This window comes from Achromobacter sp. (assembly GCF_032102605.1).
In the GTDB taxonomy this organism is placed as follows: Bacteria; Pseudomonadota; Gammaproteobacteria; order Burkholderiales; family Burkholderiaceae_B; genus Achromobacter.
In genome coordinates this window covers 363013-374202 of sequence record NZ_DAMDGT010000001.1, presented here as the reverse complement: position 1 = coordinate 374202, position 11190 = coordinate 363013, and the positions used below count along the sequence as shown (strand labels likewise).

12 protein-coding genes are annotated in these 11190 nt (G+C 69.8%); 10 read left to right on the top strand and 2 right to left on the bottom strand.

Going from position 1 to position 11190, the window contains the following annotated elements; translation table 11 throughout:
- Positions 1-54: 54 nt before the first annotated feature.
- The 9 genes from RT614_RS01775 (at position 55) to gspN (ending at position 5903) form a co-directional block, all read left to right on the top strand.
- The gene (locus RT614_RS01775) at positions 55-498 is read left to right on the top strand and encodes a hypothetical protein (RefSeq protein WP_313619857.1); all 444 of its coding nucleotides are present in this window, start codon (positions 55-57) and stop codon (positions 496-498) included.
- 125 nt (positions 499-623) lie between these two features.
- Positions 624-1052, top strand: a complete 429-nt coding sequence (gene gspG, locus RT614_RS01770; protein ID WP_313619856.1) for a type II secretion system major pseudopilin GspG — start codon at positions 624-626, stop codon at positions 1050-1052.
- A complete protein-coding gene (gspH, locus tag RT614_RS01765; RefSeq protein WP_313619854.1) occupies positions 1024-1512 on the top strand; it encodes a type II secretion system minor pseudopilin GspH in 489 nt (162 codons plus the stop codon). The genes gspG and gspH overlap by 29 nt, the downstream gene beginning before the upstream one ends.
- A gap of 10 nt (positions 1513-1522) precedes the next feature.
- Positions 1523-1942, top strand: coding sequence for a type II secretion system minor pseudopilin GspI (gene gspI / locus RT614_RS01760; RefSeq protein ID WP_313620630.1), 420 nt, complete (start codon positions 1523-1525; stop codon positions 1940-1942).
- On the top strand, positions 1939-2550 hold the full coding sequence (locus tag RT614_RS01755) for a prepilin-type N-terminal cleavage/methylation domain-containing protein (RefSeq protein WP_313619852.1): 612 nt from the start codon (positions 1939-1941) through the stop codon (positions 2548-2550). Before gspI ends, RT614_RS01755 begins: the two co-directional genes overlap by 4 nt.
- Positions 2547-3566 (top strand): type II secretion system minor pseudopilin GspK, encoded by a 1020-nt coding sequence (gene gspK / locus RT614_RS01750; protein ID WP_313619850.1) that lies wholly within the window; start codon positions 2547-2549, stop codon positions 3564-3566. Before RT614_RS01755 ends, gspK begins: the two co-directional genes overlap by 4 nt.
- Positions 3563-4555 (top strand): type II secretion system protein GspL, encoded by a 993-nt coding sequence (gspL, locus tag RT614_RS01745; protein ID WP_313619849.1) that lies wholly within the window; start codon positions 3563-3565, stop codon positions 4553-4555. Before gspK ends, gspL begins: the two co-directional genes overlap by 4 nt.
- Positions 4552-5136 carry a type II secretion system protein GspM gene (gspM, locus tag RT614_RS01740; RefSeq protein ID WP_313619847.1) on the top strand — a complete coding sequence of 195 codons (585 nt, stop codon included), beginning with the start codon at positions 4552-4554 and terminating at the stop codon, positions 5134-5136. The genes gspL and gspM overlap by 4 nt, the downstream gene beginning before the upstream one ends.
- On the top strand, positions 5136-5903 hold the full coding sequence (gene gspN / locus RT614_RS01735; RefSeq protein ID WP_313619845.1) for a type II secretion system protein N: 768 nt from the start codon (positions 5136-5138) through the stop codon (positions 5901-5903). The genes gspM and gspN overlap by 1 nt, the downstream gene beginning before the upstream one ends.
- Positions 5904-6010: 107 nt before the next feature.
- Here the strand turns inward: gspN and gspE are convergent, their stop codons facing one another.
- Together gspE and gspD are read right to left on the bottom strand one after the other, a co-directional pair.
- Positions 6011-7438: a type II secretion system ATPase GspE gene (gene gspE, locus RT614_RS01730; protein ID WP_313619844.1), complete on the bottom strand. Its 1428-nt coding sequence runs from the start codon at positions 7436-7438 to the stop codon at positions 6011-6013.
- On the bottom strand, positions 7435-9804 hold the full coding sequence (gene gspD / locus RT614_RS01725; protein WP_313619843.1) for a type II secretion system secretin GspD: 2370 nt from the start codon (positions 9802-9804) through the stop codon (positions 7435-7437). The genes gspE and gspD overlap by 4 nt, the downstream gene beginning before the upstream one ends.
- Before the next feature lie 176 nt (positions 9805-9980).
- Here gspD and gspF point away from each other — a divergent pair, with 176 nt between their 5' ends.
- Positions 9981-11186 (top strand): type II secretion system inner membrane protein GspF, encoded by a 1206-nt coding sequence (gene gspF / locus RT614_RS01720; RefSeq protein ID WP_313619841.1) that lies wholly within the window; start codon positions 9981-9983, stop codon positions 11184-11186.
- The last annotated feature ends 4 nt before the right edge of the window (positions 11187-11190 follow it).

Genomic DNA, 11190 nt, shown 5'->3' with positions numbered 1-11190 from the left:
TGTCATGAAACGCCGCTATAGTCGGCCGCGTCATTTCGTCCGCCGCTGATTTCCATGCCCCTGTCCCTGCGCCTGCCCCAGTTTTCCGCGCCCGCCGCGCTGCGCGTCCTTGCCGTGCTGGCCCTTGCCGCAGGCGTGGGCGTCTGGGCATCCATCCTGCTTGCGCCGCGGCCCGGCCCCCTGCCCCCCGCGGTCTCCGCGGCCGCCCCGCGCGCGGCCGACAACACGCCGGTGGCGCTGTGGTTCGGCAAGGATGAAGCCATGCGCACGCAGATCACCGTGCTGGGCGTGATCGCGGCCGGACCCGACGGCGCCGCGGTGCTGAGCGTGGACGGCGGGCCGCCGCAGGCCTGGCGCGCAGGCGCGGAAGTGACCCCCGGCATCGTGCTGCGGGACATTGGCGCCGACGCCATCACCGTTGAACAATCGGGCCGCACAAGCCGAATCACGGCGCCGGCGGCGCAGGACGCTCCGGGCGGGATCACGCGGGAAAAGTAAGGTGCTGGTCGTACCGCGAGTCGCGAGTGACGCGCTGCTCGTGGGACTAGGCTGGTGGCGTGCGCATTACTGTCATATTTCATGTCCACAATCCCGGGCTTCTACAGAAATACCGGAGTTGTAAAGTGCGTCAGTTACCGCGTGGGCTTGCCCGCCAGCAGGGCTTCACCCTGATCGAGATCATGGTGGTGATTGTGATCATGGGGATTCTGGCCGCGCTGGTGGTGCCGCGCGTACTGGACCGTCCGGATCAGGCCCGCCAGGCTGCCGCGCGCCAGGACATCGGCGGCATCATGCAGGCGCTCAAGCTGTACCGCCTGGACAATGGGCGTTATCCCACCACCGCGCAGGGCCTGCGCGCGCTGGCGCAAAAGCCGGACGGCGTGGCCAACTGGCGCGGCTACCTGGACAAGCTGCCCAACGATCCGTGGGGCCATCCCTATCAATACCTGAGCCCCGGCGTCAAAGGCGACGTCGATGTCTTCTCGTTCGGCGCAGACAGCAAGCCCGGCGGAGAAAACGGCGATGCCGACATCGGCTCCTGGGAACTCTGAGCGCGGCTTCACGCTGGTCGAGGTACTGGTGGTGCTGGTGATCGTCGCCATCGCCGCCAGCATGGTCAGCCTGTCCGTCGGCCGCGGCGACAACCGCCTGCGGGCCGATGCCGAGCGCCTGACGGACGCGTTCACCGTGGCCCAGAGCGAGGCACGCAGCGACGGCCGGTCCATCCGCTGGCTGGCCGACGGCAATGGCTGGTCGTTCGAACGTCCGGGCCGGCCGCCCGGCCCTACCGCACAAGATGACGTTCCCGTGCCCGCCGATCGGCTTCAGAACGATGAAGTGCTTCACCCACAGACCTGGTCCGCCAGCCCCGTGCAACTGCGGCTGGACCCCGACCGTCCGCTGGTCTTCAACACTGAATGGGTCGCCTCGCCCATGACGCTGACGCTCAGCGCGGGCGACGCGCGCGTCACCGTGCAGCGCGACGCGGCGGGACGCTATGAGATCCGCTGATCCCCGCCGCATGGCCAGGCCGATCGCCAGACCGTTCGCCAGGAAGCCGCGCCCGCCCAGGCGTGAGCGCGGCTTCACGCTGATCGAAGTGCTGGTTGCGCTGGCCATCATCGCCGTCGCGATGGGCGCTGCCCTGCGCGCCACCGGCGTCATGGCGGCGAACAATCGCGCCTTGCAGGACAAGACGCTGGCGCTGCTGGCCGCGCAGAACGCATTGACGCAACTGCGGCTGGAGCAGACCCTGCCGCGCGCCGGTTCCCAGACCGTGCCCTGTCCGCAAGGCGGCCTGGCCTTGCAGTGCGAACTGGTGTTCACCAATTCCATGAACCGCAGCTTCCGCCAGGTGGCCGTGAAGGTCCACGATCCCGCGTCCGCGCGCCAGGGCGCGATCCTGCTGCAGCTTGACGGACTGCTGTCCAGCCTGCGATGACCAAGCGTCCTTCCCCGCGATCGCAAGCCGGCTTCACGTTGATCGAAGTGCTGGTGGCCCTGGCCTTGATGGCGCTGGTCAGCCTGATGGCCTGGCGCGGTTTGGCCAGCGTGTCGGGCGCGCGCGACCTGATCTCCGCTCAGGCCGAGGATACGGACGCCATCGTCCGAACGCTGGGCCAGATGGCCCGCGACGTGGAACTTTCGTATACCGGCCCGGCCTTCGACTCGGCCGGGCTCGACGCGGTGGCCTTCACCAGCGGGCTGCGCCTGCTGCGCCGCGCGGCGGGCGGCCAGACGCTGGAAATCCTGCGTCCGGATCCGGACGGCAATGGCTTGTGGCAGCGCGTCCAGTGGCAGGTGCGGGCCGACGGGCTGTGGCGCGCCGGCGGTCCGTCCGCGCCGCGCAGCCCCCTGCCCGCCGCCACCGACGGCGTGATGCTGCTGGCCGGCGTGCGGACGCTGGCGCTGCGCGCATGGGTGCCGGGCGTGGGCTGGGTGGACGCCAACTCCTCGTTCGCGGCCGCGCCCACGGGCCTGGAGATCACCTTCGAACGCGGCGCGCCCGGCGACCTGCGACGCTACACGCGCATCCTGGAGCTGCCATGAGGTCCGGACTTTGTACGCTGGCCCGTCCCGCGCCTGTTCCTCGAACGCCTGTTCCTCGAACGCCCGTCTCTCGCGCCTTTCCCCGCGAGCGTGGCGCCGCCGTCGTCAGCGCGCTCATCGTCGTCGCGATCGTGGCGGCGTTGACCACCAGCCTGTTCCAGCGCCAGACGGCCAGCACGCGGCGCGTGGAGAACGAACTGGCCCGGGTGCAGGCGCGCGCCATGCTGGCCGGCGGCATCGACTGGGCGCGCCTGGTGGTGCGCGACCACGGCCGGCGCGAACCCATCACGCGCGGCGACCAGGTCTGGGCCACCCCCGTGCTGGACACCCGCATCGAACGCCCGGATGACGATCGCGTCGCGGTGTTCTCCGGCGGTGTGCAGGACGAACAAGGGAAATACAACCTGTACAACCTGGCGCGCAATGGCGTGCCACAGCCGGAGCAGGAAGAGGTCCTGCGTCGCCTGCTGAACACGCTTCAGTTGCCCGACACGCTGGCCGCGCGCATGGTCGATATCGTGGCGTCCGCACAGCCGCCCGCCCTGGCCGCCGATGCCGCGTCCGGCGCGAACAACCCGGCCCAGTCTGCCCCAGAGGCGCGAGCGCCGCTGCCGCGCGGCGTGGACGAAGTCGCGGCGCTGCTGGGCCTGGAGCCGCCCATGCGCAATGCGCTGCGGCGCACGATGACGCTGCTGCCCGCGGCCACCAGCGTCAATGTCAACACGGCGCCCGCCGAAGTCATCGCGGCGCTGGTGCCGGGGCTGTCGCTGGCCCAGGCGCGCGCCATGGCCGGCGAACGCGACCGCGGCAACTGGTTCAACAACACCGGCGATTTCGCCAACCGGCTGGCCGGTACGGGCGTGAAAACGCCCGCGCCCGCCGTCTCCACCAACAGCGGCTGGTTCATGGCCAGCGGCACCGTGGTCTACGAACGGGCGCGCGTCTCCATGCAGGCGCTGGTGCGCAGCGCCCCGCCGGCCGCGCCCGACACGATCTGGACGAGAGAGATTCCTTGAAGAACACCCTGCGCATTGCGCTGCCCGCGCTGGAAGAATTGGGCGATGACTCGCCCGTGGCGTACGCGTGGTTCGACCGGCGCGGCCGCTGCGCGCGCCAGGGCGAACTGGCGCTGCGCGCCCTGGGCCACGCGTGGCCACAAGCCGTCTGCGAGGCCGTGCTGCATCCGGTCGACGTCATCACGGCTACCGTGCAGATCCCCGCCGTCGCCCGCGCGCACTTCGGGGCCGCCGTGCGCGGCGCGCTGGAACCGCTGGTGCTGAGCGACCTGGACGCCCTGGCCGTCGGCCACGGCACGCGCGCTGCCGACGGCTCCGTGGCGCTGGCGTGGTCGCCCCGCGAGCCCGTGCGGCGCGCCTGGGGCCTGCTCAGCCAGCAAGGCCTGCGGGTGCGCGCGCTGATCGCGCCCCAAGCCCTGGCGCCGGAATCGGACATTCCCTTGCGCGACCCCGCGGATCCGCGGTGGACGGCGCCCTCGCCCCCGTGGTCGCTGGCGATGCCTCACCTTGCGCCCGCGCGCGTCTCGCGCTGGCGGCCGGTGTGGCGCTGGGGCGCGCTGGCCGCCGTGGTCTGGATCGCGGGCCTGAACCTTTACGCATCGCAGCTGCGCGGCGAAGCCGATGCCTTGCGCAACGGCATGCGCGACCAGGTGCTGGCGGCCTTTCCCAACCTGCCCGTCGTGCTGGATCCGGCCCGCCAGGCCCAGCAGGGGCTGGACGCGTTGCAGGCCAACCGGGGCGCCGCCAGCGCCGGCGACTTCCTGCCGCTGGCCCGCGCCGCAGCGCAGGCCATGCCTTTTGCCGCCGACAAGGTCGCGCACCTGACCTACGCCGACCAGGCGCTCACGCTGCAGCTTGCCGACGCCGGTCCGCAATCGCAACGCGTCGCCGAAACGCCGGCGCTGATCCAGCAGGCCGCCGCCCTGGGGCTGAAGCTGGAGCGCGGCGACTCCGACAACACCTGGCGCATCGTGCGCAATCAACCATGAAACCGCTACATCAACTACAGGCTGCGTGGCAGGCCGCAAGCAAGCCCATCACTCCCGCACTGACGCAGGCTCGCCAGCGTTACCAGGCGCTGGCCCCGCGTGAACGCCGCCTGGTCGCCGGCGCGGGCCTGCTATTGGGCGCAACGCTCGTCTTCGTCACCCTCATCGAACCCGCGCTGAACACGGTGCGCAAGCTGCAAGGCGAGCTGCCGTCGCTGCGCGCCCAGGCTGCCACCGTGGCCGACCTGACGACTCAGGCAGCCGCGCTGCGCCAGCGCGCCGCCGCGCCCGCCGGCGCCATGCCCGCCCGGACCGAGCTGGCTGCCAGCCTGGAACGCGGCGGCCTGCCCGCCGGGCAATGGATGTTGAACGACGCCGACGGCGGCGGCGTCGAACTGTCGTTGGAACAGACGCCCTCGTCGGCCCTGATGCGCTGGCTGGATGGCGCGGGCCGCGATTGGGGCCTGGCTGTCTCGCACGTGGACCTGACGCGCGCGGCCAACGCCAATGGGCGCCCGCTGCCGGGCCTGGTGAACGGCAAGGTCGTGCTGCGGTCGCCGCAAGCCGCGGAGGCCCGTTGATGCCTTTGCGTTTACCTACACGGCGCGGGGCCGCGTTGTGGCTGGCCGGCGCCGTCTGCGCCGCGGCGGCGGGCGTCGCCGTGCTGCCCGCGCGTTGGCTGCTGGTCCTGCAACCTGACGATGCCCTGCTGACGCTGGCCGACGCCAGCGGCACGCTCTGGCACGGCAGCGCCTGGATTGCACTGGGTCCGCAGGGCGCGCGGCGTGTGCTGCCGCAAGCCGTCCAATGGCAATGGCGCTGGGACGAGATGGCGCTGGACATCTTGCACCCGTGGCTGCAGGGCACGCTGCGCGCGCGGCCGGGTTGGACCGGGCTGTCGGTGCCGGCCCAGTCCCTGCGTGTGCCCGCAACGGTGCTGCCTGCCCTGGGCGCGCCGTGGAACACCCTGTCGCCGCAGGGGATGCTGGAAATCAACTGGCAGCCGCTGCGCCTGGGCGCGCCGCTGCCGCCGGGATCGACGGTTGACCTGCGCTGGCGCAACGCCGGCGCGGCGCTCACGCCGGTGACGCCGATAGGCACCTACCTGCTGCGGGTGCAAGGCGGCGGCAAAAGCGGCGCGACGCTGGCGCTAAGCACGGAAAGCGGCCTGCTCGACGTCAAGGGCCAGGGCAGCGTAACTGCGCGTGGCGTGAACTTCCAGGGCGAAGCCACGTTCGCCAAGTCCGCCAACGAAGCCGACCGGGCGTCGTTGGACGGGCTGATGTCCTCGCTGGGCCGCCGCTCGGGCGACATCGTGACGTTCGGGACGGGGAAGGCGGCGCAATAGCGGGGGAATCCGCTTGCGTCTCACTGGTGTCTGGCGCACGAGGCATGCCCGCGCAGCCTGCGCCCGTCTCGCTCGAGTGTCGGCCACCTGATCACATTCCAGGCGCGCTACGCGTCCCGCGTCACGCGCAGGATTTCCTCGGGCGACGTCTGCCCGCTTTCCACCCAGCGCTGTCCGTCTTCGCGCATGCTGCGCATCCCGGAGGCGGCCGCGGCGCGGCGCAGTTCGCGCTCGTCGCGTCCTTCATGGATGAGCCTGCGCGCCTCGTCGTCGACGGTAAAGAGTTCGTGGATGCCGGAGCGGCCGCTATAGCCGGTGTGGTTGCAGGCCTCGCAGCCCACCGGATGGAACACCCGCACGCCGTCCAGCATGGACGGCGTCTTGCATGCCGGACACAGCTTGCGCACCAGGCGCTGCGCCAGCACGCCCAGCAGCGACGAAGCCAGCAGGAAGGGCTCGACGCCCATGTCCGTCAGGCGCGTCACCGCCGACACGGAATCGTTGGTGTGCAGCGTGGCCAGCACCAGGTGGCCCGTCAATGACGCCTGCACGGCGATCTGGGCGGTTTCCAGGTCGCGGATTTCACCGATCATGATGACGTCGGGATCCTGGCGCAGGATCGCGCGCAGGGCCAGCGCGAAGCTCATGTCGATCTTGGCGTTGACCTGCGTCTGGCTGATGCCCGAGAGGTCGTATTCGATCGGATCTTCCACCGTCAGGATGTTGCTGGTGGAGGCGTCCAGGCGGCTCAGCGCCGCGTAAAGCGTCGTGGTCTTGCCGCTGCCGGTGGGTCCGGTCACCAGCACGATGCCGTGCGGCTGGCGGATCAGGCGATCCAGTTGTTCCAGCACGCCGGGGCTCATGCCCAGCTTCTCCAGCCGCAGGCGGCCTGCCTCTTTGTCCAGCAGGCGCAGCACCGCGCGCTCGCCGTGTCCCGTCGGCAACGTGGACACACGCACGTCGATGGGACGCCCGCCCACGCGCAAGGCGATCCGGCCGTCCTGCGGCAGGCGCTTTTCGGCGATGTCCAGGTGCGCCATGATCTTGATGCGCGAGATCAGCGCCGCATGCAGCGCCTTGCGCGGCGACACCACGTCGCGCAGCGTGCCGTCCACGCGGTAGCGCACCACGGAATGCGTTTCGAACGGTTCGATGTGGATATCGCTGGCGCCGTCGCGCGCGGCCTGCGCGAACAGCGCGTTGATCATCCGGATCACGGGCGCATCGTCCTGCGCCTCCAGCAGGTCCGCCACTTCCGGCATGTCCTGCATCAGGCGGTCCAGGTCGATCTCGTTCTCGGCCACGCCCATGACGGACGCCGCGTCTTCGGAATGGCTGTAGGCCGCCGTCAGCAGGGTTTCCAGCGCCTCGTCGTCGATGTGCGTCAGCGCGATGTCGCCATGGCAGCGCCGGATTTCGCGCACCGCCCAATCGGGCGTGCGCGGGCTGACCGTCAACTGGGCCTGCCCGCCGCGCAGCGAAAGCACCGCGCGCTGCGCGCGGGCCCAGGCATAGGGCAAGGGATGCGCGCTCACAGCAGGGTCTCGGGGTCCACCGCCACCGTCATCATGACCGGCCGCGGCGCGTGGATAGGCTGCTGCGCGGGGGCCGGCGGCGTGCCGGGATACTGGCGCACCGCGAAGGTTTCGACGGTGGTGGGCGGCGGACGGCGCAGCGTCGCCGCCTGCTGTTCCGGCCGCATGTCGTAGGCGTTGTTCGACACCGACGGCGCCGAACCCGGCAGTGGCAGCATCGGCGCCTGCATGTCAGGCAGCGCCCAGTGGTCGCGCGGCTGGACGGCGCCCTGCGCGCGGCGCATGTAGTCGTAGCGGTCCATGGTGACGCTGGCGCTGCGATTGGCGTCGCGCACCACGTAAGGACGCAGGAAGACCATGAGGTTGGTCTTGGTGCGCTTGCGCGTGTCGTAGCGGAACAGCGATCCGATCACCGGCAGCGATCCCAGTCCGGGCACGCTGTTGGACGTGAGCGTCACGTTGTCTTCCAGCAGGCCGCCCAGCACGATGATCTGGCCGTCGTCGATCAGCACGCTGGTGTCGATGGCGCGCTTGTTGGTGACGATCCCGGTGGTGGCGTTCGAACGGCTTTCGTCGATGCTGCTGACTTCCTGGTAGATGTCCAGCTTGACGGCGCCGCCCTCGGAAATCTGCGGACGGATGTTCAGCTTCAGGCCCACGTCCTCGCGTTCGATGGTCTGGAACGGGTTCGAGCTGCCGTTGCTGCCCGACGTCACGTATTGCCCCGTCACGAACGGGACCGTCTTGCCCACCAGGATGCTGGCCGACTGGTTGTCCAGCGTCAGCAGGTTCGGCGTGGACAGGATGTTGGCCTCGCCGGTGTTCTGCATGGCGCGCGCCAGCACGCCCAGGTTGATGACCTCGTTGCCCAGCACGTCCACCGTGCCCTTGACCACGCCCAGGCTCAAGCCGCTGCCCAGCGCGTCGATCGACGTCGGGCCGTTGCCGGTGATGCCGCTGCCGCCCAGGTTCGTGCCGCCGATGAAGCTGGTGCCGTTGCCATTGATGTTGCCCGCGCCCGTCATCCACTGGATGCCGAATTCCGCGGCCTTTTCCTCGCTGACTTCGACGATCAGGCTTTCCACCAGCACCTGCGCGCGGCGCTGGTCAAGCTGGTCTATCACTTCGCGCAGGCTGCGGTACAGCGGCTCGGGCGCCGAGATGATCAGCGAGTTGGTCGCCGGGTCGGCCTGGATCGTGGCGCCGCCCGCGGAATACGACACGGCCTGCGACGAATTGTCTTCGCGCGCGATGCGCTCCTGTTCTCCGGAAAGCCCGCCCTTGGACGAACCCGACTGGCTGGACATACCCGTCCCGACCTGGCCGGACATGCCGCTGGACGTGTTCTGCGCGCGCGCGCCGCCCTGCGCCGTCCCGGTGCTGCTGCTTGCGCCGGGCGCCGCGCCCGGCGCGGAGTTGGCCTGCCCGGTAAGCAGCCCGCCCAGCACTTCGGCGATGCGCGTGGCCTGCGCGTTGCGCATGTAGACCACGTGCAGATTGCCCGCGCGGTTCTGTTGCGCATCCAGCTTCTGGATCAGGTCGCGCGCAAGACGCGTGCGCGCCGGGCTGCCCGATCGCACCAGCACGCTGTTGCTGCGCGGGTCCGCCACCACGGCGATGCGCTGCGTCGGGTCGCTGCTCTGCGAGTCCAGCAACTGCGACGCCAGGATGGCGATGTCGGTCGCGATTGCCGACTGGACCGGCACCACGTCCGTGTCCATGGAGCTGGGCACGTCGATGCGCGCGATGACAGCCGCGATCCGCTCCAGGTTGTCCGCGTAGTCCGTGACGACCAGCGTGTTGTTGCCGGGGTACGCGTTGATCGGGTTGTTCGGCGGCACCATGGGGCGCAGCACCGGCACCAGGTTCGCGGCGTTCTCGTACTTCAGCGGGAACACGCGCGTCAGCATTTCGCCGCTGTTGCCGCCGCCGTTCTTTGCAAAGGCCGACACGGGCACGGGCGCCCTGCCCGCTGCCGCCGGCGCGCCGCTGGCGGGCCTTGCGCCGCCCACCACCGCGCTGCCTTGCAGCTTGGCGTCGGCTTCGGGCACCACGCGCGTCACGCCGTCCACGTCGACGATGGCGAAGCCCTGCAACCGCAGTGCGCCCGTCAGCATCGACAACGCCTGAGCGCTATCGACCGGCCGATCGGACACCAGCGTGAGCTTGCCCTTGACCCGGGGGTCCACCAGGAAGTTGCGCTGCGTGAACAGGGACAGCGCGCGCAGCACGGCGGGGATGTCCGTATCGACGAAGTTCAGGCTGACGCGGTTGTCCGCCTGTTGTGCGTGGGCCGTGCTGGCGGCCGGTCCGATTTGGCTTGCGGCAAGCAGGAATGCAAGGCTGAATTGCGCGATGTGACGCATGACGAGATAGGTGCCCGAGACGTGAAGTCGTATGAAAAAACGTGAAAGCGCGTCGGAGTATACGGGGTGTGACTGCAACACTACGGTCATAATCCGAAGGCAAGGTAACGGGCTGGAAACCCTTTAAATTCGGGGCTCTTGGCGATTTTCGCCAGTCGCTCAGCTTTATTACAGCCATGCCTTCCTTTCGATATGAAGCCACCGACGCGCTCGGGAAAATCGTGCGCGGCACGATCGACGCCGACACCGAGCGCGGCGCTCGCAATCAATTGCGCGGACGCGGCCTGTTGCCGCTGTCGACGGCGCTGGCCGCGCGCGCCGAAGGCATGGGCGCAGCCCTGCGCGCGCGTCTGTCGGACGCCGATCTTGCGTGGTTGACGCGCCAGCTCGCCAGCCTGCTGGCCGCGCGCCTGCCGCTGGACGCGGCGCTAAGCGCCACGCTGGAACAGGCCGAAAAAAAGCACATCGCCGCCACGCTGGGCGGCGTGCGCGACGACGTGCGCGCCGGCCATCGCCTGTCCACCGCGCTGGCCGCAAGGCCGCGCGACTTTCCAGAGATCTACCGCGCGCTGATCGGCGCGGGCGAGGAATCCGGCGACCTGGCGCAGGTGATGGAAAAGCTGGCGGACTACATCGAGGAACGCAACACCCTGCGCAGCAAGGTCATGACGGCGTTCATCTATCCGGCGGTGGTGGCCAGCGTGTCGGTGATCATCGTCATCTTCCTGCTGGGCTACGTGGTGCCGCAGGTGGTGTCCGCCTTCAGCCAGGCAAAACAGGAACTGCCGATGCTCACTCGCATCATGCTGGGGCTGTCGGACTACGTGCGCGAATGGGGCGCTGTGACCGGCGCCGCCGTGGTGGCTGTCATCGCGCTGTGGCGCTACACGCTGCGCGCGCCGGCCGCGCGGCGGGCTTGGCATGCACGCGTGCTGCGGCTGCCGCTGGCGGGTCGATTCGTGCTGGGCGTGAACGCCGCGCGCTTCGCGTCGACGCTGGCCATTCTGTCCGGCAGCGGGGTCGCGCTGTTGACGTCGCTGGAAGCGGCGCGCCGGACGCTCAGCAACGACGTGCTGCGCCAGGCCGTGGACGAAGCCTCGGCGCGCGTGCGCGAAGGCGCGGCGCTATCGGCCTCGCTGGGCGCGCAGAAGGTGTTTCCGTCGCTGCTGGTGCATCTGATCGCCAGCGGCGAAAAGACGGGCCGCTTGCCCGAACTGCTGGACCGCGGCGCGCAGAACCTGTCGCGCGACCTGGAACGGCGCGCGATGGCGATGACGGCCCTGCTGGAGCCGGCGCTGATCTTGCTGATGGGGGGATTCGTCCTGCTGATCGTGCTGGCGGTGATGATGCCGATCCTGGAGATGAACCAGTTGATCAGGTAGGAAC

Coding starts and splice junctions, on each gene's coding strand:
- gspM (WP_313619847.1), top strand. CDS start 4,552: ATGAAACCGCTACATCAACTACAGGCTGCGTGGCAGGCCGCAAGCAAG.
- gspF (WP_313619841.1), top strand. CDS start 9,981: ATGCCTTCCTTTCGATATGAAGCCACCGACGCGCTCGGGAAAATCGTG.
- gspN (WP_313619845.1), top strand. CDS start 5,136: ATGCCTTTGCGTTTACCTACACGGCGCGGGGCCGCGTTGTGGCTGGCC.
- gspD (WP_313619843.1), bottom strand. CDS start 9,804: ATGCGTCACATCGCGCAATTCAGCCTTGCATTCCTGCTTGCCGCAAGC.
- RT614_RS01755 (WP_313619852.1), top strand. CDS start 1,939: ATGACCAAGCGTCCTTCCCCGCGATCGCAAGCCGGCTTCACGTTGATC.
- RT614_RS01775 (WP_313619857.1), top strand. CDS start 55: ATGCCCCTGTCCCTGCGCCTGCCCCAGTTTTCCGCGCCCGCCGCGCTG.
- gspI (WP_313620630.1), top strand. CDS start 1,523: ATGGCCAGGCCGATCGCCAGACCGTTCGCCAGGAAGCCGCGCCCGCCC.
- gspK (WP_313619850.1), top strand. CDS start 2,547: ATGAGGTCCGGACTTTGTACGCTGGCCCGTCCCGCGCCTGTTCCTCGA.
- gspH (WP_313619854.1), top strand. CDS start 1,024: ATGCCGACATCGGCTCCTGGGAACTCTGAGCGCGGCTTCACGCTGGTC.